Source organism: Streptomyces sp. NPDC048481 (genome assembly GCF_043200075.1).
Lineage (GTDB): Bacteria > Actinomycetota > Actinomycetes > Streptomycetales > Streptomycetaceae > Streptomyces.
Map to the genome: position 1 here is coordinate 253,279 of NZ_JBICXC010000010.1, position 21,541 is coordinate 274,819.

General features: G+C 70.3%; 18 protein-coding genes. 8 read left to right on the forward strand and 10 right to left on the reverse strand.

The annotated features are described in order from the left end of the window. Nucleotides 1–273 precede the first annotated feature (273 nt). From ACGFSH_RS27455 to ACGFSH_RS27465, 3 genes are all read right to left on the reverse strand, one after another. Nucleotides 274–1,542 (reverse strand): DUF418 domain-containing protein, encoded by a 1,269-nt coding sequence (locus tag ACGFSH_RS27455; protein WP_393353222.1) that lies wholly within the window; start codon nt 1,540–1,542, stop codon nt 274–276. A gap of 284 nt (nt 1,543–1,826) precedes the next feature. Beyond that, a complete protein-coding gene (locus ACGFSH_RS27460) occupies nt 1,827–2,939 on the reverse strand; it encodes a sensor histidine kinase (RefSeq protein ID WP_393353223.1) in 1,113 nt (370 codons plus the stop codon). Then, entirely contained in the window at nt 2,936–3,631 is a 696-nt protein-coding gene (locus ACGFSH_RS27465; RefSeq protein WP_393353224.1) for a response regulator, read from the reverse strand. Before ACGFSH_RS27465 ends, ACGFSH_RS27460 begins: the two co-directional genes overlap by 4 nt. Nucleotides 3,632–4,482: 851 nt before the next feature. Here ACGFSH_RS27465 and ACGFSH_RS27470 point away from each other — a divergent pair. Both ACGFSH_RS27470 and ACGFSH_RS27475 read left to right on the forward strand, forming a co-directional pair. Then, on the forward strand, nt 4,483–5,910 hold the full coding sequence (locus tag ACGFSH_RS27470; protein ID WP_393353225.1) for a non-reducing end alpha-L-arabinofuranosidase family hydrolase: 1,428 nt from the start codon (nt 4,483–4,485) through the stop codon (nt 5,908–5,910). A 199-nt stretch (nt 5,911–6,109) separates the two neighbouring features. Next, on the forward strand, nt 6,110–6,658 hold the full coding sequence (locus ACGFSH_RS27475; protein WP_393353227.1) for a DUF4262 domain-containing protein: 549 nt from the start codon (nt 6,110–6,112) through the stop codon (nt 6,656–6,658). 168 nt (nt 6,659–6,826) lie between these two features. On the opposite strand, the gene ACGFSH_RS27480 is transcribed toward ACGFSH_RS27475, so the two are convergent. Further along, nucleotides 6,827–8,326 carry an MFS transporter gene (locus tag ACGFSH_RS27480; protein ID WP_393353228.1) on the reverse strand — a complete coding sequence of 500 codons (1,500 nt, stop codon included), beginning with the start codon at nt 8,324–8,326 and terminating at the stop codon, nt 6,827–6,829. A 725-nt stretch (nt 8,327–9,051) separates the two neighbouring features. Here ACGFSH_RS27480 and ACGFSH_RS27485 point away from each other — a divergent pair. From ACGFSH_RS27485 to ACGFSH_RS27500, 4 genes are all read left to right on the forward strand, one after another. Further along, a complete protein-coding gene (locus ACGFSH_RS27485) occupies nt 9,052–10,212 on the forward strand; it encodes an ROK family transcriptional regulator (protein WP_393353230.1) in 1,161 nt (386 codons plus the stop codon). 402 nt (nt 10,213–10,614) lie between these two features. Continuing rightward, nucleotides 10,615–10,830, forward strand: a complete 216-nt coding sequence (locus tag ACGFSH_RS27490) for a lasso RiPP family leader peptide-containing protein (protein WP_393353232.1) — start codon at nt 10,615–10,617, stop codon at nt 10,828–10,830. 26 nt (nt 10,831–10,856) lie between these two features. After that, nucleotides 10,857–12,773 carry an albusnodin/ikarugamycin family macrolactam cyclase gene (locus ACGFSH_RS27495; protein ID WP_393353234.1) on the forward strand — a complete coding sequence of 639 codons (1,917 nt, stop codon included), beginning with the start codon at nt 10,857–10,859 and terminating at the stop codon, nt 12,771–12,773. Then, nucleotides 12,770–13,585 (forward strand): lasso peptide biosynthesis B2 protein, encoded by an 816-nt coding sequence (locus tag ACGFSH_RS27500; RefSeq protein WP_393353236.1) that lies wholly within the window; start codon nt 12,770–12,772, stop codon nt 13,583–13,585. Before ACGFSH_RS27495 ends, ACGFSH_RS27500 begins: the two co-directional genes overlap by 4 nt. 244 nt (nt 13,586–13,829) lie before the next feature. Here the strand turns inward: ACGFSH_RS27500 and ACGFSH_RS27505 are convergent, their stop codons facing one another. After that, nucleotides 13,830–13,988 (reverse strand): hypothetical protein, encoded by a 159-nt coding sequence (locus ACGFSH_RS27505; protein ID WP_393353237.1) that lies wholly within the window; start codon nt 13,986–13,988, stop codon nt 13,830–13,832. A gap of 543 nt (nt 13,989–14,531) precedes the next feature. Beyond that, nucleotides 14,532–14,891 (reverse strand): lamin tail domain-containing protein, encoded by a 360-nt coding sequence (locus ACGFSH_RS27510; RefSeq protein WP_393353239.1) that lies wholly within the window; start codon nt 14,889–14,891, stop codon nt 14,532–14,534. 848 nt (nt 14,892–15,739) lie between these two features. Between ACGFSH_RS27510 and ACGFSH_RS27515 the strand changes: the two genes are divergently transcribed. Beyond that, nucleotides 15,740–17,500, forward strand: a complete 1,761-nt coding sequence (locus ACGFSH_RS27515) for a S8 family serine peptidase (protein ID WP_393353291.1) — start codon at nt 15,740–15,742, stop codon at nt 17,498–17,500. Nucleotides 17,501–17,758: 258 nt separating this feature from the next. On the opposite strand, the gene ACGFSH_RS27520 is transcribed toward ACGFSH_RS27515, so the two are convergent. Continuing rightward, complete coding sequence (locus ACGFSH_RS27520; RefSeq protein WP_393353241.1) at nt 17,759–18,091, reverse strand: non-heme iron oxygenase ferredoxin subunit; 333 nt, start codon at nt 18,089–18,091, stop codon at nt 17,759–17,761. A 214-nt stretch (nt 18,092–18,305) separates the two neighbouring features. Next, nucleotides 18,306–18,884 carry a TetR/AcrR family transcriptional regulator gene (locus ACGFSH_RS27525; RefSeq protein WP_393353243.1) on the reverse strand — a complete coding sequence of 193 codons (579 nt, stop codon included), beginning with the start codon at nt 18,882–18,884 and terminating at the stop codon, nt 18,306–18,308. Nucleotides 18,885–18,975: 91 nt separating this feature from the next. On the opposite strand from ACGFSH_RS27525, the gene ACGFSH_RS27530 reads away from it, so the two are divergent. Further along, complete coding sequence (locus ACGFSH_RS27530) at nt 18,976–19,422, forward strand: anthrone oxygenase family protein (protein WP_393353245.1); 447 nt, start codon at nt 18,976–18,978, stop codon at nt 19,420–19,422. 97 nt (nt 19,423–19,519) lie between these two features. Here ACGFSH_RS27530 and ACGFSH_RS27535 read toward each other — a convergent pair whose 3' ends face one another. Both ACGFSH_RS27535 and ACGFSH_RS27540 read right to left on the reverse strand, forming a co-directional pair. Then, a complete protein-coding gene (locus ACGFSH_RS27535; RefSeq protein WP_393353246.1) occupies nt 19,520–20,533 on the reverse strand; it encodes an enoyl-CoA hydratase/isomerase family protein in 1,014 nt (337 codons plus the stop codon). Nucleotides 20,534–20,824: 291 nt separating this feature from the next. After that, on the reverse strand, nt 20,825–21,253 hold the full coding sequence (locus tag ACGFSH_RS27540; protein ID WP_393353292.1) for a hypothetical protein: 429 nt from the start codon (nt 21,251–21,253) through the stop codon (nt 20,825–20,827). Between the last annotated feature and the right edge of the window lie 288 nt (nt 21,254–21,541).

Below are 21,541 nucleotides of genomic sequence, written 5' to 3' on the forward strand. Positions count from 1 at the left end.
CGGCGAGACCCGAGCGGGCGGTCGACCACACGTCTGACTCGACTCTTCCACTGCTACCCGCTCGATGACGTCTATGACGCGCACCCGCCGATGCGATGGCGCGGCTGCGCGAGGGCGCGGCTCCTCGATGGCTTCCCGTCTTCCGGTGCGGGTGGTTCAGGACCTGCCCCTGCACACACCCTGCGTGAGGGGTGGTGTGCTGGGGCAGGCGGCGGCGGAGGCTGGGCCACAAGCGGTCCGGCCGAAGTGGAGGTGGTCCACCTCGGCCGGCGGTCATCGGATGCGCTTCGCCGGCTTGGTGGCGGCGTTGAGGAGGTATTCCAGGGGGCCACGGCGGAAGAAGCGGGACCAGATCGCGGCGAACAGGATGGCCCCGAGGACGTACGTGATCAGGGGCAGCCAGGATTGCTGGGTGCCTGTTCCGGCGGCTGTGGACAGGGCGGACTGTGCGAGGAAGTGGCCGACGTAGGCGGTCAGCGACATGGTGCCCACGGCGATGACCGGCTTGGCGGCCCGGCGCAGCCGCGGCAGGCGGTCCATGGCCACCGTCGCGCCCACGATCACGAGGATCGCGACTCCCACGCTGCCGATGATGTCGAACGTGGTGCCGCTGTGCGGACCGGCCTTCAGGAGGAGTGACGAGGGCAGGTCGGGGATCGCCCCGCCGTCGGGGGGCATCGCTCCGCTGCCGCTGGGCATCGGCCCGGAACCGCCGGACGACGACCCGTCCTCCGCGAGGCTGCGCAAGGCGTCCTTGCCGGCGAGCAGCAACGACATGCCGTAGGCGGTCACGGCGAGGCCGGCGCCGAGCGCGGCGAGGCGCTTGCGGACTGTGCCGGAGGAGAGGTCGAGGCGGCCCAGCGCCATGCCCGCGATCACGAACGACATCCAGGTGAGCGCCGGGTAGAAGCCGGTGAGCAGGAGGTCGAGGACGCCGACCTCGCTGAGGTGGCGGAGCGGATCGTAGGCGTTGATGCTCTGCTGGACCGACGGGGTCAGCAGTGAGGTGAGGGCGAATGCCAGCTGCGGTGTGATGAGGGCGCATGCGGCCGCGATGATGGCGAGGGTCCTGGCGCGCAGTCGCACCAGGGGCAGCGCGAGGAGGAAGTAGACCCCGTAGAAGCCGAGGATGATCACTCCCCCGTACTCCGTCGCCATCGCGGTGCCCAGGGCCAGCAGGATCACGGCGCGGATCGCGATGCGGGCTTTCGCCTGCCGGCCGGCCAGGCCGGTCTTGGGCTCGCGGCGGCCGGCGAGCAGCATCAGGGAGAACCCGGCGAGGGTGGCGAACAGAACCGACGAGTGACCGTCCGCCATGTACCGGATCCAGCTGGCGACACCGGTCGTGGCGGACAGCGGGGGGCCGATGTGCACGACGTACATGCCGAACACCGCCAGCGCGCGGGCCAGGTCCACCCCGACGAGGCGTCCGATCGAAGGGCCGGGCGCGGCCGGTCCGACGGAATCGGGGGAGGTCCGGGGCGGCGGAGGCGAGTTCTCCTGCGGAGGGGACGTCTCCCGCGGCGGCTGTGTCTGTGTCATACGGAGAACTTCGCGTGGATGTCCGGGGGCGGACCATCCGGCAGGCTTCGGGCTCTCCCCCGCCGGTCGGCGGGTTCCGCCCTGCCGACCGGCGAGGTCCCGTCCTGACGCCCGGTCCGGTGTGACCGGGCGGGCGGTGTCTTCCAGCCATTCGGAGGGGGTGGACCCGGCGGTTGCCCGATGGGCGCGTGGCGGCCGGACTCGGAGGCTGGGGCATGACACGCCTGGCCGCCGCGCAGGCCCACGGGCAGGTCCAGGGGGCCGCACGGCGACGGAGCGGCCTGTCACTCCGCGCTGAGCGGAACCCGCAGCCGGACCTGGTACCCCCCTTGGGCGGTCGGGCCCGCGTCCAGGCTGCCGTGCAGGATCTCGGCCCGTTCGCGCAGGCCGATCAGGCCCTGCTGCGAGCCGGGCAGGGCGAGGGAGGGGCGCGTGGGAGGGGTGTTGGTGACGGTCACTCCGATGTCGTCCCCGTCCTGCCACAGCTCGACGCGGGCGTCGGCGCCGGGGGCGTGCTTGCGGACGTTGGTCAGCGCCTCCTGGACCGTGCGGTAGAGGGCGCGCTGGACGGGGGTGCCCACGGTGGGCGGCAGTTCACCCGTCAGCTCCGTATGAGTGCCGCTGGACGCCACCAGTCCGCGCAGGTCGGCCAGGGTGGGCTGCGGAGTCAGCTCGGTGGCTCTGCCGCCGGAGGCGCGCAGCAGCGTGACCATGGTGCGTAGCTCGTCGAGGGTGGTGACGCTCAGCGAACGGATCGTGCGGGCGGCTTCCTTGGCATCCGCGTCCTTGGCGGCGACCTGCAACGCCCCGGCCCGTACGGCGATGAGGCTGACCTGGTGGGAGACCACGTCGTGCATCTCGCGGGCCAGCTGGGCGCGTTCGCGGGCGAGCACGGCCTGGGCGTGCAGAGTGCGCTCGTGCTCCCTGGCCTCCTCGATCTCGGCCAGCCGTCGCGCCAGGTCGCGTCGCGCCTGGAGCAGCTGTCCGAACAGGACCGGGGCGACGCTGGTCGCCAGCCCGTACACGAAGAAGACCAGCGTCATGGTCCGGTCCGCCGCGGCCAGGGGCCACGGAGTGCTGCTCGCGACGGCGGCCAGGACGACGCAGACCGCGAGGAGACGGCGGTCGCGGGAGCGTTCGGCCAGCGTGAACAGCGCCACGAGCACGGCGACGGCGACCTCCTGCATCAGTGCGACCGGCAGGGTGAGCAGGAACACGGCGAGCGGGAACCGGCGCCGGAACGCCAGGGCGGCGCAGCCCACCGCGGCCGGCGCCACCTCGATCGGTGTGTGTTCCCACGCGCTCGCCACCCGAACGTCCAGGGCGGCCACCACCGCCAGAGCGATGTCGACGACGGGCGCGGGAACGCGCTGCCGGACGGCGCCCGCACGGCTCACCGGTCGGCCGCCGGGCGTGGGCGCTCGTCGAGCAGTCCGGCCCGCTGCGCAAGCAGCGCCGCCTGCACCCGGCTGGTCACGCGAAGCTTCGCCAGGATCGCGCTGACGTGGCCCTTCACCGTGCCCGCCCCCAGGTGGACGCGCACCCCGATGTCCGCGTTCGACAATCCGTCCGCCACCAGGACGAGGACGTCACGCTCCCGTGGCGTGAGCAGCCGGACCCGCGCGGCCTCCTCGTCGACCGCCGTTTCGGTGCCGGGGTGACCGTTCAGCAGCGTCCGCGACGCCTTGGGCGACAACACCACACCGCCCGCGTCGAGCGTCCGCACCAGGTGGGCGAGCTGTTCCGGCTCCGTGTCCTTGAGCAGGAAACCGGCCGCACCGGAGTTCAGCGCGGTCAGGATGTACTCGTCGGCGTCGAACGTGGTCAGCATCGCCACCACCGGCGGAGCGGGCATCTTCCGCAGCTCCCGCAGGACGGTGAGCCCGTCGACGTCGGGCATCCGGATGTCCAGCAGCACCACGTCCGGGTGCTGTCGCCGGACGGTCTCCACCGCGTCGCCGCCGCTCGCGGTCGCGACGACCTCGATGTCCTCGGACGCGCCCAGAATCAGTTCGAAGCCCGACCGGACCAGTGCCTCGTCGTCGACCACCACTACCCGGATCACGCGCTCCGCCTTACCTTCGTCCACAACGTCCGGCCCATGCCGACTCGACCATAAGGCCACGTGGAGCCCCTACGGCCCTGCGAGCGGCAGCCCCAGCCACACGGCGGGGCGGCACCCACCACTCGGCGGGGACACGGCAGCCGTCCGACCCCCGCCGCGAGGCATGACCGGAAACGGGGACGAGGCGCAGGGCTTCCGAGGCGCCCGAACCCCCCAACTGACCTCCGCCGCCTCACTCCTGGCCCCACATCGCCTCACGTCGCCTCACTCTCGGGGGACGTAGTTCAACCGGCCGATCCGCGGCATTTCTTCCATAAGATCCCACGAATGTTTCGAAGTCGTTCGCGAATCATGCGAGAGGTATTGACCCCGCCCACCGGTTCCCTATCATCCAGATTGATCGACGATCCGATCCTTGTTCGATATTTCGCACGCGCAGAGCCGCACCATTCGCACAGCAGAGCACCTCCGAGTCACGCACAGGCAGACGGCCGAAGCCTCAAGGAGCATGCCGCCGATGCAAATGTCATGGCCCCATCAATACACAGGCGTTGCCGCGCTCCACGCCCTTGCCCTCCGCGGGCGGAGCACGACATGCCGTTGAGCCGTTCGATTCCTCGAATTCCGCTCGCTCGGGGGATGTCGCGAACGCTTCGCTGCGCGCCGTCCCGTGCAAGCCCGGACGGCGATCCGAGCTCGAAAGCTCGAACGGCCCGCGGACCACACGGGGGTTGCTCCGCGACACCGGGCAGCCCTCACGGGTCGGCACGGCGCTCACGACCGCTGTGCAGCGCACCCCATCGACAGTCCGGAAGGTTTCCGACGGAGCCGGCCGGAACCGCGTACTCAAGGATGACGAGGTCCCCATGCGCCCCATGCGCAGACGAAGTTCCAGCCGCAGGCGTCTGTCCGCGGTGCTCGCCGCCGCGGTCACGGTCCTGATCGCACTGGCCGCCGCGCTGGTCGCCAACCCGGCCCAGGCGGCGTCCAGCGGCGCCCTGCGCGGCGTCGGTTCCGGCCGGTGCCTCGACGTGGCGGGCTCCAGTCAGGCGGACGGCGCGAGCCTGCAGATCTACGACTGTTCCGGCGCGGCCAACCAGCAGTGGACGGCGACGGACAGCAGTCAGCTGACCGTGTACGGCAACAAGTGCCTGGACGTTCCCGGCCACGCCACCACGGCCGGAACCCGGGTGCAGATCTGGTCCTGCAGCGGCGGGGCCAACCAGCAGTGGCGGGTGAACTCCGACGGCACGATCGTCGGAGTGGAGTCCGGGCTGTGCCTGGACGTCACGGGGCACGGCACGGCCAACGGCACGGCGGTGGAGATCTGGACCTGCAACGGTGCCAGCAACCAGAAGTGGACCGGCCTGTCCGGGACGACCCCGCCGGACGGCTCGTGCTCGCTCCCCTCGACCTACCGGTGGAATTCGACGGGCGCGCTGGCGCAGCCGGCGAACGGGTGGACCGCGCTGAAGGACTTCACCACCGTGACGTACAACGGCAAGCACCTGGTCTACGCGTCGAACGTGTCGGGCTCCAAGTACGGTTCGATGGCTTTCAAGCCCTTCACCAACTGGTCGGACATGGCGTCGGCGGGCCAGACCGGCATGAGTCAGTCCACGGTGGCGCCCACGCTCTTCTACTTCGCGCCCAAGAACGTCTGGGTGCTGGCCTACCAGTGGGGTGCCTGGCCCTTCATCTACCGCACGTCCAGCGACCCCACCAACCCCAACGGCTGGTCCGCGCCGCAGCCGCTCTTCACGGGCAGCATCTCCGGCGCCGCCCCGATCGACCAGACCCTGATCGCCGACGGTCAGAACATGTACCTGTTCTTCGCCGGCGACAACGGCAAGATCTACCGGGCGAGCATGCCCATCGGGAACTTCCCCGGCAACTTCGGCTCCTCGTACACGACCGTCATGAGCGACACGGTGAAGAACCTGTTCGAGGCGCCTCAGGTCTACAAGGTCAAGGGCCAGAACCAGTACCTGATGCTCGTCGAGGCGAGAGGGGCGAACGAGGCGCGCTACTTCCGCTCGTTCACGGCCTCCAGCCTGAGCGGTTCATGGACTCCGCAGGCCGCCACCGAGAGCAACCCCTTCGCGGGCAAGGCCAACAGCGGCGCCACCTGGACCAATGACATCAGCCACGGTGACCTGGTCCGCGACAACCCCGACCAGACCATGACCATCGACCCCTGCAACCTGCAACTCCTCTACCAGGGCAAGTCGCCCAACACGCCGCCCGACACCCCCTACGACCAGCTGCCCTGGCGGCCGGGCGTCCTCACCCTGCGGCGCTGACCCTGCCGGTTCGCGGGTGATCGCGTACCGGTGCCGCCCCTCGGCGCGCAGATGAACGAGGCACGGCACGGCGGCTTCGCCGGCCGACCGGTACGCACCACCACACAAAGGGACCCCAGCCGTTCGCCGGCTGGGGTCCCTCCAGATGTCCGCCGAGCCCGGTCGCTCGACGTGAACGCTCACCTCGTAACCTCCGCACATGACTGACGATCCGTTCCGGTGCCGCTGTGTCCTCTGCCACGACTACGGCGACCGCGACGAAGCGGACCGCATGGACCTGACAGTCATCGAGCATGTGCAGCGGCACGGATGGCACGTCGTGATGGTTCCCGAAGACGAGGTCGGTCCCGGGTTCGCTTACACGGTCGGCCTCGCGCACACGCACGGCGGGCCCGAACTCGCCACGTTCGGACTGGACGTCGACGTCATGCACCGCATACTCAACACGCTCGGAGAGAAGTGCGCCGCGGGGGAAGCGCTGACCGACGGCCAGAGCCATCCGGACGTCGTCCGTGGGTATCCGGTCGTGCTCAGGGGCATTGCCAGCGGCTGGTACCGGACTTTCTTCGGGCAGGCGCTCGGGTTCTACCGACGGCCGCCGCTTCCTGTGCTGCAGGTCGCGTGGCCGGACGCCGAGGGGCGTTTCCTCTGGGAGGAGCAGGCCGACCGGAAATATCGCGAGTCACAGCCTCGGTTGTGGCTGCGTCCGAGCGACCATCCCGTCGGGATCTGGACGACCGAACTCTGATCTCGGGGAACGGAAAGCGGCGGTCCAGCAGCCCACCGACACGTCCACGCCCCCAAGTCCCGCGCGCCCGAGCCCCCGGCTGAGGCGGTTTCGGCGACCGATGCGTCCAAGCGGCCTCTGATCTCGCCGACGGCGTCCGGATCCCGCCAGTGGACGCGGAGGCTTCCGTCAGCCCACCGACTCCGGAACCGCTGATTCTGCCGGGGCACGTCTCGGGGGGCCGGTGGTGACCATCAGGCCCGCCACCAGGCCGGCCAGCAGCATGATCCCGGCGGCCCACCAGATGGCGACGGTGTAGCCGTGCACGGTGCCCTCGGCCGCGACCTGCGCCCGGCGCGCGGGGCCGGTCAGATGGGCCGAGAGGTAGGCGGCGCTGCTGGTGGTGGCGATCGTGTTGAGCAGGGCTGTGCCGATGGACCCGCCCACCTGCTGTGAGGTGTTGACGGTGGCGGAGGTGACGCCCGCGTCCTGCGGAGCGACGCCCGAAGTGGCCGTGGCGAAGACCGGCATGAAGGTCAGACCCATGCCGAGGCCCATCAGCAGCAGCGCGGGGAGGATCTCACTGCTGTAGGAGGAGTGCACGGTCATGCGAGTGAGGATGACCATGCCGCCGGCGGCGAGGATCATGCCGGGGACCATCAGCATGCGCGGCGCCACGCGGTTCATCAGCCGGGCGGAGATCTGGGTGGACCCGATGATGATCGCCACGGTGAGCGGGAGGAAGGCGAGGCCCGTCTTCACGGGGGAATAGCCGAGGATGACCTGGAGGTAGTAGGTCATGAACAGGAACAGGCCGAACATCCCGATGACGGCCAGGCCCATGGTCAGGAAGCAGCCCGCGCGGTTGCGGTCCTTGATGATGTGCAAGGGCAGCAGCGGTACCCGCGCCTTCGTCTGCCACCACACGAACACCGTGAGCAGGACGATCCCGCCCGCGAAGAGCCCCAGCACCAGGGGGTCGGTCCAGCCGCGCGGCTCGGCCTCGCTGAAGCCGTAGACGATCGCGACCAGGCCGCCGCAGCCCAGCACCGCGCCGGGCACGTCGAGCCGGACGTCCGCGTGACCGGGGCGGTCGTGGAGCAGGACGATGCCGCCGACCACGGCGATGACGGCGATCGGCACGTTGACGTACAGGCACCAGCGCCAGTCGAGGTACTCGGTGAGCAGCCCGCCGACGATGAAGCCGATCGCCGCCCCGCTGCCGGCGAGCGCGCCGTAGATGCCGAAGGCCTTGCCGCGTTCCCTGGGGTCGGTGAACGTCGTGGTCAGGAGGCTGAGCGCGGAGGGGGCGAGGACGGCCGCGAAGACGCCCTGGAGGGCGCGGGCGCCGAACAGCATGCCCGATCCGGTGGCCGCCCCGCCCAGCGCGGAGGCCGCCGCGAAGCCGACCAGCCCGATCACGAAGGTGCGCTTGCGGCCCACCAGGTCGGCGATGCGCCCGCCGAGCAGCAGCAGCCCGCCGAAGGCCAGGGTGTAGGCGGTGATCACCCACTGGCGGTCGCCGTCGGAGATGCCCAGGTCCTCCTGCGCGGAGGGCAGCGCGATGTTCACGATCGTCGCGTCCAGGACGACCATGAGCTGAGCGAGGGCGATGATCACCAGGCCCCACCAGCGGCGGGGATCGGGTGCGGTGTCGGCCGAGGATTCACCTGTCCGGGTGACACTCATTCCGCAAGAACACCACGAATCACCCCGTATCGCATCCCTGGGCGGGACCACCCTCGGGACCGAGCGACCCCTGGAACGAGCGACCCCTGGAACGCCTGTCACATTCCGCGTCCGCCGCCTCGGCCGCCTCCAGCGGCCGCGATCGCGGGCCTGGGGCGACAAGGGGAGCGGCCAGAAGTCACTCACCCGCGGCAGCGTGAAGCCGACCCCGCACCGTGACGCCGAACCCGCACGTCGGTCCGGAGCCGCCCCCATCCCCTCCCCTCTCCCCCACCGTCCCGACCTGACGCCCGGATACCGCCGACGTGCGGTGAGACCGGACCGGCGGATCTACGTCCAGCGACCCTGCCGCCCCTCCACACAGCGACGCAGCTGCTTCGCGACGCCCTCGGGCGGACTCACGGGCATGCTCGGCTCCATTCGGACGTCGACCATTTGCTGTATGAATGCGTTTCCTCTTGACGTATCGTCGCTATTTTCAGCCAATTCAGCGATCCGGTATTGATCGAGTTCGTATAGTGGACACCCCATTTCCCCCTTCGCCAGCGCGTGGTTCGAAGCACGACCGCGTTCGAATCGAAGATCACGCTGGTATTATTTCCCCTTCGGAACCGCGAAGTTGAAGCGCCGACATCGGCTGGGGGGCGTCCGTGGGGAAGCTGCGTGATCTTTTAGGCCGACTCCCGGAGTCCGTCACCCCGACGAGGAGCACCAACCGCAGAAAAGTGCTGCTCGCTGTCGCGATCAAGGCGGGCACCCAGGTCGACATCGCGCGGCGCACGATGCTTTCGCCGGCCACCGTGTCGGTCGCGGTGCGCGAACTGGCCACCGCCGGGCTCGTGCCCGATGCCAAGAAGGAAGGGAAAGGCCGCGGCGGAAAAGTCTCCCTGGTGCCGGTCGACGACGTCGGCGTGGGCGTGCACGTCGGGTTCAACCACACCACGGTGGTCGCCCGCAGGCTCGACAGGGAATTCGACCAGGTGAGCGTCCGGGTCAGCTCGCAAGGCGTCAGCAAGGGCTGGCACAGGGCGTTGCCCGAGGTCAAGGAGATGATCGAGGAAGCCATCGAGGGGACGGGCCGGGAACCGGCCGACGTGCTGTCCCTCGGCATCGCCGTACCGCGAATGATCGATCCGCGCACCGGCGCGTTAACCCCGCCGGTCCTGCCTCCGTGGCGGCCGGGCGACGACCCGGCCGGCGACCTGGGCGCCTGGCTGGGCGTGCGCGCCGTCATCGACAACGACGCCAACCTCGGCGCACTCGCGGAACAGACGTACGGCACCCGGGAGAACGCCGAGACGGTCGTCTACGTGAAGGCGTCGACCGGGGTCGGGGCCGGCATCATCGTGCACAACAGCGTGCTGCGCGGCCACCGGGGCATGGCCGGGGAGATCGGCCATCTCACGGTGGATCCGGACGGAACGGTGTGCCAGTGCGGCGGGAGAGGCTGCCTGGAGACGGTGATGGGAGCCGACGCCCTGATCGCCCAGGTCCGTGCCGCACACACCCGCAACAGCGCCTCGGGCCCCGAGACGCTGGAGCAGGTCATCAAAGCGGCCGACGAGCGGGACGCGGTCTGCATGCGGGTGATCCACGACGCCGGCCGCCGCCTGGGCCATTCGCTCGCCCAGCTGTGCAACATGCTCAATCCCGACCTCGTCGTCGTCGGCGGGAAGCTCGCCGAGAGCCGGCTGCTGCTGGACGGCTGCAACGAGTCCCTGCACCGCTTCGCGTTGCCCGGCGCCGTCGCCGACGGCGGCGCCTTCACACTCGCGCTGAGCGAACTCGGCACCCGTGCCGAATCACAAGGGGCCCTCGTCCTGGGACTGCGCGGCCAGGAGAACGCGGGAAGCGCCCCGGCACAACGCCCGGCGCCGTCGGCGTAACCGTACGCCGCTGTCTGCCGTCTTCCGGAGCGGGCGAAACGCTCGTCCTTCGGGCATGCGCACCCCGGCGCGCGATGCTCAAAGCCCGCCAAAGCGCCATTGCGCACTTCAATGTGACGCGAGAGCACGCCGAGGTACGCAACGTCTCTTCGAATAAGCGAAAGCCGCCCGTCGAACGGAATCCGACGCAATCTCCCGTCCGCCTCCGAGGCTCTCCAAGCCTGCGGCCGGCACGAGGATCCCGCGTAAATCAGCAGGCCACGGACCGGGGCCTCGCCGTCCATTTCGGCACATGGTGCGGCGTGGGGATGGCTACACTCCCACCAACAGTGGAATCACTCAGGCCACTCACGCACATGTCTTTCCCGGGGCGTTTCCCGCCCTTGACCCTAGGCGGACACCATGACCCACAAACCTGTCGCTGCATCGTGGCACGCACGGGCGTGCGCGGAATCCGTCAGCGCGGAGCACGCGGTGCGGACCGGTGAAGTGGCGTCACCGTGCCGGCCTGCGGAGTACGAATCCCCGGTGCTCGTCGACCTCGGTCACATCCGCGAGGTGACGCTCGGCAGTTCACCCAACGGCAATGCGGACGCCAACGCCCAGTATTACTGGTAGTCGCGTCACGACCGCGGATTGCCGTCATGTTCACGTCCGATGCATCCCTCCCCGCGACGGAGAGCCGAGAGCCCGTCCCCGGCCCGCGCCTGCCACGCGACCCCGCCGTCGCAGGCGTGTTCCCGTCCACCGGCTCCCCCCTGCCTCCGCCCGGCACGGCAGCGCTGGGAGCAGTCAGGGTGTGGCCCGCAGAAGGCCCCTTGTGGTCGTGGGGGCCGTGGCACCCGCGCGAGTTGCGTACCGCTGCGTGCGCGCGCGCTCGCCTGGTCGCCGTGGGCCAGTGCCTCGCCGACGCGGCGACCATGCGACGGGATTTGGAGCGCTCAGCGGCGGACGGCCACTGGGAACGGCTGACGCGGTGGCCCGGCGCGTACCTGCTCATCGTCATGCACGACCAGGGACGGCTCACCGCCTACACCGACCCGGCGGGACAGTTCCCCCTCTACTACGCGCAGCGCGGAAACCGCACGGTGCTGTCCACACGTGCCACGACCGCGGCGCTCCTGGCGGGCACCGCCGACACCGCCGACCCGACCACCCTTGCCGCACACATCGTGTGCCCCACGGTTCCCGAACTCACCGAAGGCCACACCACGTTGGCCGGCGTCCGGCACCTCGGCGGCGGGCAGGCACTGCGCATCGACCCCTCGGGCAGCTTGCACCGCGGCACCTACGCATGCCTGGACTCCGGCCACGGCGGCAAAGGATTCGCGGAGACCGCCGAACGGCTCAGGTCGGCACTGACCGACTCCGTCTCACTGCGCACCACCGGTTCCACCCGTCTGACCGCCGACTTCAGCGGCGGTCTGGACTCGACGTCACTGGCCGTCCTCGCCGCACGCGCCTCGCACCAGCCACTGGACGCCTTCGTCTACCACCATCCCGAAGCCCCGGCCGGCGACCTCGAACACGCCCTCGCCCACGCCGCGACGACGCCGGGTATCCGGCTGCACGTGACCCGCGGCAACCGGACGTCACTGCCCTACGGCGCAATGGACGCCGAAGGGCCGACGGACCAGCCCGACCCGGCAGCGGTGATCGGCGCACGGCTGCGTCTGCGCCTGGACCACATCGCTGACGGCGGCCGCGCCATTCACCTGACCGGTGAAGGCGGCGACGCTCTCCTCACGGCACCGCCCTCCTGGCTCGCCGACCTGCCGGCCGCCGACGGCCTGCGCCGACTCGTGCGTGACGGTCGCGCTCTGGCCCGCATGCGCAAGATCTCCCCTGCTCACACGGTCTTACGAGCGCTGCGCCTCGCCCGCACGTCGAAGCCGCAGGCCTTCGACAACCTGGCCCTCCAGCTGGAACAACCGGCGCGGCACGAAGCGAACTGGCTGGACGCGGTCGCCTGGTGGCCCCCGCCCGGCCCGGAGGCGGCCTGGCTGACCACCCGCATGCGCCGCCGACTGGCCGAACTCGCACGCGACTGCGCCCGGTCCGCCCACCCCGACCCGGCCCTCGCGACGACGCCGGCTTCCCGAGCCGTCCTCCAAGAGGTGCGCAACTCGGCCGCGGTGCAGCGCCAACTCGTCGACAGAGCACGCCCGCTGGGCATCTGGCCGCATGCGCCCTTTCTCGACGGCGACGTCGTCCGCGCCTGCCTGAGCCTGCCCCTGGTGCACAGGACGGACCCCTTCACCGTCAAGCCACTGCTGGCGGCCGCATTGGCCGGCCTGGTGCCCGGGGCCGTGCTGCGCAGAAGAACCAAGGGGGAGTACTCCGCCGAGAATTACAGAGGCGCCCGCCTGTCCGCGGAGGACATCCGCGCGCGACTCGCCGCTTCACCGCTGGCCGACCTGGGCGTGATCGAGCCGTCACGGGTCATCGCCTCCCTCGACCGTGCGGTCGCCGGACTCCCGGCCCCCTTCCCCGCGCTCAACCGCCTGCTGGGCGAAGACATGTGGCTGGCGTCGCGCGCCGGCGGAAAGGAGCCGACGTGACCCGACTGAACGTGCCCGGTCATGTGCACGAGAGCGTCGCGCCGCACGGCGGAAGCGTGCTTCTGGACGTGCGTTCCGGTCATTGCTTCGCGATGAACCCCATGGCGCGCGCCCTGTGGCGGGAATGGCGTCGTTGCGAGGACTTCGACTCCGGGGTCGACGTACTCACGGCTCACTACCCCGCACCGCAGCACGACCGGATCCGCGCGGACGCCCGGCGACTCGCGGACGACCTGATCGGCCGTGGTCTGCTCGCCGCGGACAGAGCGCAGTTCGGGCCGGACCCCCTTCCCGCAGGAGCGCGATCGCGACCGTCGGCGCCGAGCACGTCCGCCGCGCTCGGTGAGACCTCACCTCAGGGCTCACCGAGGGCGGCGGTGAGAATGACGGCAGCCGCCCCGCTCGGACAGCGCGCCGCACGAGGACGCCGCAGCCTGACGGCGGCCGCCGCCGGTCTGGCCGGGCTCCTGGTCGCCCTTTTCCTCATCCGGATCCCGTTCCGCGCTCTCGCCCGCGTCCTGGACCGGAGCGTTCGACGACGGTGCGGGCGGGAAGCCACGCCGCACGAGGCGGCGGCCGCCCTGGCCGCCGTCCGCACCGCGGCGGCGTACTACCCGGGGCGGGCCGCGTGCCTGGAGGAGTCACTGGCCACTCTCGCCGTGCTCGCCCTCCGCGGAAGGCGTGCGGTGTGGTGCATCGGCGTCGCCGACGACCCGTTCCGGTTTCATGCATGGGTGGAGGCGCAAGGGGTTCGCGTCACGGCGGCGGGCGAGTACGACGAGGCGGACTTTCGTCGCGTCCTCTCACTCTGAGCCGGCCCCGGTGGGCTCACATCGCGGGAAAAGAGGAGAAGGAGATCTTCATAACCGCGCGGGACGTTCGAATCGAATCCTCCCGGCACCGTGATGTGCGTTCTACCGGATAGTTGTAAGGCGCGGAACCAGATACGGGCCGCATTCCCCTTCAAGGGGTCGCGCCAGTGCGCTAACCTCTGCATGAGGAAGGGCGGTCGCCGGTGTCCGGCAACCGCCCCGGTTCAGAGGGCCAGTACAGCCCTCAGACGCGCGGCAGAAGCGCGTCGAGCAGTGACGGGTCACCGGGTTCCCGAGTCAGCACACTCAGGATCGCGATGACGACGACGATGATGACCACTCGCACGTGCTGCCAGCTCACGGCGACCGTGCAACGGGTGGTCATTGTCATCTTCATACCCATGTGAATCCACCTCCTTTCCACACCCGGCCGTCGCCCGCCCCGTGAACCAGGTTTGGGCGATCGACTCCGCGTGAAGCCCAGTGTTGCGCCCAATTGACAAGAAGACAACGCGCATTGACGTCGCCTCAGAAACCCCAGGACGCTCATGGGCAACAGGCCTCGGAACGCCGAGCTCAATTCGCAGGAATGGCGCACGGAAATGCACGGCCAATACGGCGAACCGAAAGGGAAGAGCGCTCTCAACATGTGGTGATCGCGAGCCGGAAAAGGTGCGTCAGGGCCTCGCACGGCATGTGATCCGCATGCGGGCAGTTCACGAAATGCGGGCCGTGGAGCCGCTCCATCTCGGCGAATCGAAGCCTGACGCCGCCCAGCCCCCGTCCGGCTCGTCGAACCAATGGAAAGTGACGACGAGTTGGGACGCCACCGTGAAGAAGAAGCCCTTCTCGATCCCGCCACTGTGACGCACATCACACTGACGGTCTGCTGTCGATCAGCTCCGCCGGTTCACCCGCGGGCCCGGCGCGCGAAGCGTTGCGGGGCTCAGTGGCGTCCGTGGCGATGGCGGGCGTGGCCCCAGGAGGAGGCGTCGACGAGGCGGCCGTGGCCGTCGCGCAGGGTGGCGGTGCCGGAGTCGTTGTCCCACACGTAGTCACGGCGGTTCTGGTAGAGGTCGTCGCGGGTGTCGCGGCCCCTGCCGGTGTGGACGCGGACCGTGGTGCGGGCGGCCAGACGGTAGTGGTGGAAGGTGTAGGTGGTGCCGTCCTCACCGGCGAGGGTCCAGCCGTCGAGGTTGACCGCATGACGGGTGAGGTTGACCAGTTGCACCCGCTCCTTGTTCAGCGAGCGGTTGGAGTGGTCGTCGCGTCCGGGTGAGTCGTGGACGACGGCTGAGATCTGCACCTTCGGGCGCCCTGGACGGACGTCGCCGGCCGCGGTCGCCGGCAGCGCCGCCGCCGAGACGAGTACGCCGGACACCAGCGCGGCGGCGGCGAGCCGACGGGTGAGGGCTGAAGCGGAAGCAGAAGCAGAAGCAGACAAGGGTCCCCCTCGTGGTGCGAGCATTCTCCGCAGCCGGCCTTCGCGGCCGCGTGGGATCCCGGTGCGGCACATGGATGCCGCCGGGTCGTTCGCGCACACACTCTGCCGATGTGCGCGAAGAAACGGAGTGAAACGCGCGTGAGGTTACCTGTCGCGCACGTAACCGCGACTCTCGCCTGCATCGCTCATCTACGTCTTGCGGCATGGAGTTGACGGTGCAACAGGTTCGGTTTCCCTTGGTGGGAGCGGCCGAGGGCCGAAGCCACGCCACACCACGCCACCCCGTAGCCCCGAGAGGCACCACCCGAAAGTGAGTAACGACAACCCTGCTGACGGCGACCGCATGGCGTGGACACTCCCGGGGCACCTGCTCGTACCACCATGGCGTCCGGTACCTGGTTCAAGTAGGCGGCCGCAGCGGGCCGCTTCCGTCGGCGATCGCCGTCGTCGGGCAGACCGGCCGAAGTCCGCTCCGGCCTTCGCGCCGTGCGGCGGTCGCTCTCGCCGGACGGCCTTTCGGGTAGGTCACTTTTCAGCCATGCCCCTGCAACGTCCCGGCACGAAAAGGTACTTCCGCACAGGAGCACGCGTCTGACATCTTGCGTCCACCACTCGTTTCGTACGGCCCGGCCAGTGCCATAAGCACGGCCGGGCCGTCTCCGGAGGACGCATTGATACCCCACATATCGAGCCGCTCCAGACGCACGCTGCTGCTGGCGGCCACGCTCGGCGCCGCCCTCGCGTTCGGCGCCCCCGGCGCCCTCGCGGGCACGCTCCCCGTCGTCCCCTCCGCCGCGCCGGCCGCCAAGGCCCACGCTCCGGCCGCCGTGCCGGCTGCCGCGAGTGCGGCCTGGGTGGCCGGCACGCGTGCCTACCTCGTGATCACCGCCCCCGGCGACAACGCCGCGGTGCGCTCCGCGATCACTGCCAACGGCGGCACCGTCTTCTCGAACTTCGACGCCATCGGCGTGATCGTCGCCCACTCGGCATCCAGCGGATTCGCCGCCACCATGCGCACCGTCGCGGGCGTGCAGCAGGTCGGCGCGACGCGCACCTCGGACGTCCCGGCCGACGCGTACTCCCCGGCGCTGCCGACCAGCCCGGCCCAGGCCTCGACCCCGGCCGGAGAACCGGTCCGGGCCGACATGAGCCAGATCAAGGCCGACCAGGCCTGGGCCGTGAACCCGGGCTCCGCCTCCGTCAAGGTCGGCATCCTGGACACCGGTGTGGACGATCAGCACCAGGACCTGGCACCCAACTTCGACGCCGCCGACTCCGTCTCCTGCGCCTACGGCAAGCCCGACACCCGTACCGGAGCCTGGCGGGACGTCGACACGCACGGCACCCACGTGGCGGGCACGATCGCCGCGGCAAAGAACGGCAAGGGCGTCGTCGGCGTGGCCCCGGGGGTGAAGATCGCCGCGGTCCGGGTCGCCGAGCCGGGCAACTCCTTCTTCTTCGCGGAGAACACGATCTGCGGCTTCGTCTGGGCCGGTGACCACGGTTTCAAGGTCACCAACAACAGTTATTACACGGACCCTTGGCAGTTCAACTGCCCGGACAACGTCGACCAGGCCGCCATCATCGAAGGCGTCAAGCGCGCCCAGGAGTACGCCGAGGGCAAGGGCTCCCTCCAGATCGCCGCCGCGGGCAACGAGAACTACGACCTCGCCCACAAGACGACCGACTCCGCGAGCCCGAACGACTCGACGCCGGTCACCCGTACCATCACCAACGCCTGCCTCGACATCCCGACCGAGCTGCCGGGCGTGGTCACGGTCGCAGCCAACGGCACGGGCGTCACCAAGGCCTCGTTCTCCAACTACGGCCAGGGCGTCATCGACGTCGCGGCGCCGGGCAGCAACGTGTACTCCACCGTCCCCGGCGGCGGCTACGGCAGCAAGAGCGGCACCTCGATGGCCACCCCGCACGTGGTCGGCGTGGCGGCGCTCATCGCCAGCGCCGACCCGGGCGTCACCCCGGCGCAGATCCGCGCCAGACTGGCCGCCCAGGCCAATGACATCGCGTGCCCCTCGGACAACCGCTGCACGGGCACGACGGCCGACAACTCGTTCTTCGGCGAAGGACAGGTCGACGCCCTCAAGGCCGTCGGGACGACCCCGCCGCCCGGCAAGTACTTCGAGAACCTCACGGACTTCGCCGTCAACGACAACGCGACCGTGGAGAGCCCGATCACCGTCACCGGCGTGACCGGCAACGCCCCGGCCACCCTCAAGGTGGGTGTGGACATCAAGCACACCTACATCGGTGACCTGAAGGTCGACCTGGTGGCGCCGGACGGCACCGTCTACACGCTGCACAACCGCGCCGGCGGCAGCGCCGACAACATCGCCCAGACCTACACCGTGAACGCCTCCTCGGAGGTCGCGAACGGCACCTGGAAGCTGCGGGTCAACGACAACGCCGCCTCCGACACGGGCAAGATCGACGCCTGGAACCTGACCTTCTAGCACAGGACCGGCCCCAGAGCGTTCCGGTACGGCACACCTCGCCGACACCAGTGCCTTGCCCGCGACCGCGGGCAAGGCACGCCGCGGTCCGTTCGGTCACCGGGCCGCGAAACGCTCGGCGACGGCGCGCAGGACGGCGGGCGGACGGGCCTGAGCAGCGGCTCGCATGTACGCCTGGGCGGACAGGGCCGTCATGCGGCGGACGTCCGGGAAGGCCGGGACGCCCGGCCGCTTCCCCTCGGCCCGTCTTGGCGTCGGTCAGCGGTCGTTGGGTGTGGAGACGTCGACGTAGACGGACCCGTCCTCGACTCGTACGGGATACACCGGGACGGGCCGGGTGGCCGGCGGGTCCAGGGGCTTTCCGCTGCGCAGGTCGAAGCGGGAACCGTGCAGCCAGCACTCGATCGCGCAGCCCTCCACCTCCCCCTCGGACAGCGAGACGGCCGCGTGCGAGCACACGTCGTGGATCGCGAAGACCTCGCCGCCGGTCAGCACCAACGAGACGGCCACGCCGTGCGCCTCGAACCGCCGGGGGACCCCCTCCTCCAGTGCCTCGAAACGACACAGGTACGTGTAACCGCTGGTGGACATCGGACTCCTCGGGTCATTCACGGCGTGGCCGGCCGGCCGCGTGCCCCCGGGTCCACGGGCAGGCCGCGCCCGGCCATGAGCGTCACGCGGGCGATCGTCGCTGGTCACCCACGTTAGGGAAGCGGCCTGGAGCCGGACCCGAGCGCGGCCTGAATCGCACTCGTCCCGCGGAGCCGGCACCCCGGCCGGACGGCGTGCCCGCCGGGCCGGCGCTTCAGAGCACGGCGAGGCGGTCCACGAGCAGGTCGACCCGCTGCGCGGCGAGCTCCGGCGGCAGACGTCCCGCCCGGGTCAGGGTCACGATTCCGTGCAGCGACGCCCAGAAGACCTCGGTGAACACCCCTGGGTGGACTCCGTCCCCGGCGACCTCGCCGAGGCATTCCAGCAGGGCGGCGAAGGCGTCCTTGAGCGGTTCCGGGGTGTCCTCCTGGGCGTACGCCAGGCCTCCGTCGAGCTGGAACAGGGCGTCGTAGACCGCCGGGTTGCGCTCGGCGAAGTCGAGGTAGCCGCTCGCCAGGGCGGCGACCCGGGCGCGGGGGCCGTTCGCGGCGGAGGTCGCGGCCCGCAGCGCGACGGCGAGCTCGGCGGCGCCCTGGAGAGCGACGGCGCCGATGATCTCGCGCTTGCCGCGGAAGTGGCTGTAGAGGACGGGCTGGCTGTACTCGATGCGCTCGGCGAGCCGTCGCGTGGTGACCGCGTCCCAGCCCTGCTGCTCCGCGAGTTCACGGGCCGTGGCCACGATCAGGCTTTCGCGGGCCGCCCGCTCGCGCTCCTTGCGTTCCTTTACCGACATGATTCGATCCTAGCACCGCTAGACAAAGGAGCGGCAGTAGAGCTAGCGTCAGCTCAACAGCTAGCGACGCTAGGAATCAGGGGAGACCGTCATGCTCATCGCACTTGAGGTATTCACCACCGTGGCCGTCGGCGTGATGGTGGGGGTGGAGTTCGCCGTCGCCTTCGTCATGGCCCCGATCTTCAACGCCCTCCCCGAGGACGCCGGCCAGCTCGGCAAGGCTCACGGCGGCCGGATGCTGGGCGCCGTCATGCCCGTCTGGTACATCGGCTCGCTCGCCCTCGCGTCGGTCTGGGCCATCGCCGGGCGGCACCACGACGGCGCCGGCCTGGTCGCGGGCGCCGCCGCGTTGCTGCTCCTCAGCGTGGTGATGTCGATACTGCTGCTCGTCCCGATCAACAACCGCAACAAGACGTGGACGCCCGAGAACCGGCCCGCGGACTGGAAAGAGCAGCTCAACCGCTGGGAGCGCTGGCACTACGTCCGCGTCGCCGTCCTCATCGGCGCCCTCACCCTGCTGGTCACCGCCCTCACCTGACACCGGCCTCCACCGGGGGCAGCGTGCTGGCGGCGAGGCACCGCCGGGCGCGCCCTGGCGCCGGTGGCGCTCGCCGGGAAAGGCGCCGCGAGGCCGCTCAGGACGACGACTGCGTCCGCCCGGCGAGCGACGCACGTCGCCAGACGGGAGTGCGGTCCTTGTCGACCAGGGCCGCACGGACGCCCTCAAGGAAGTCCGGCGTACGGATGATCGTCCGCGTGAGGGCGAGTTCGGCGTCGAGGCACTCGCGCAACGTGCGCTGTCTGCCCCGGGCCAGCAGGGCGTGCGTGATCTCCAGGCTCTGCGGCGAGGCGGATTCGAGGGCGGCGAGGGCGGTGGTCGCCCAGGGGGTGCCCAGGCGGCGCAGACGTTCATGGATCTCACCGAGGGTCGGCGCGCCGAACGTCCGGTCCAGGTCCCCGCGTACGGCGGCCAGCCCGCTCTCCCCCACCGGGGAACGGCCGGCGAGGCGGTTCAGGACCACGTCGGCCGGTTCGCCGGGTGCGTCGGCCAAGGCATCCCCGACCGCGTCGAGCCCGTCGGCGCGGACGAAGTGCGTGCCGAGCCCCGTGTAGAGGGCGTCGGCCGCGTCGAGCCGGCTCCCGGTGAGTCCCAGGTACATGCCGATCGCACCGGGCAGCCGCGGCAGAAAGTAGCTGGCCCCGATGTCCGGGAAGAATCCGATACCGGTCTCGGGCATCGCCAGCACCGCCCGCTCGGTGACGACGCGGAAGCTGCCGTGGACGGACAGCCCGAGTCCGCCGCCCATGCACAAACCGTCGATGAGCGACACGAACGGCACGGGATATTCGGCGATCCGGGCGTTGAGGCGGTACTCGGACGCGAAGAACCGCTCGGCGGCCTCGGTATCCCCGTTGAGACTGTGTTCGCGGATCGTGCGGATGTCTCCGCCGGCGCAGAACGCCTTGGCGCTGGTGCTCGCGAGCACCACGGCCGTCAGCGGGATGCGTTCCCACTCGGCGAGCACCTGGTCGAGGGCGACGACCATGTCCGTCGTCAGGGCGTTGAGCGCCTTGGGCCGGTTCACAAGGATGCGGCCGACGCCCCGTCGGACGTCGGCGAGGATCTCGCCCGCGTCGGAATCAGTCATCGGTCGTCGTCTCCTCGTCCGCGGGCTTTGCCGTCGTCGCCGTCTCGTCCGTGGTGGGCGCCTCACGATCATGGCATGCGGCCCGGAAGCACGGCGCGCAGGCCCTGGAGCGTCCTTCTGAACCGGCCGCCGAGGAACCGCGCGGGTTGCCGCGGCTGCGACGGGCCGAGCCCGCACGCCCGGTCGCCGGGGCGGAGCACGGCTGATCCACGCCGGGGCGAGGCTCCGAGTGAGCGGGAGTCGCGCCCCGGAAGGCACGGGAGGATCAGACGACTCCCACGGGAGTCGGCGCTACCGAGCGGTGTGGTCGGGATGCCCTGCCGTGCGCCGGGCCTCCTTCATTTCCGCCTCGTAGAGGTGATCACGTCCGTCCGCCAGTTCCTCCAACGCCTGGCGTTCCGCCGCCTTGAAGGGCTCGTAGTACGTGCGGTTGTACTCCTCGATGATCTGGAAGGTCCAGTGCCCCGGAATCACGTTCCGTCCGATGATGTCCCCCTCGACGCGGTCCGCCCATTCCGGGTGACCGGCCTTCCTCAAGAGGGCGGCGGCCCGGTCGAGTTCCAGATCCGCGCTTCCGGTCAGCTGGTGGAACTCGTAGAGATGCCCGCGCGCGCGTTCGGTCATTTCCAGGGCCTTGGAGAAGGCTCCCAGCGCTTCGACCGTCTCGTCGCTGACCCCTTCGGGCCGCCGGTGCTCCCGATCGGGCCCGCCGTGATCCATGCCGTTGCTGCCGTTGCTGCCGTTGCTGCCGTTCTTGCCGTTCGTGCCGTTCATGGCGGAAGAGTCCCCCGCGATCGGCTGCCCATACCGGGCTCGGTCGCCCGCTCGGCTGTGTGGAGCACATCCACATTCCGAGGAGGCCCTGCTCACGGCGGCGGCCTCGCCGACCCGGGCGAAGAGGGCGCCCGCACCGCGGCTCGTGGGGCACGGGTCGGGGAGAGCGGGGCACGGGGCGCGGCAGACGGATTCTCCGGCGTCCATGCCGACTGGAAGATCGACTACGCCCCG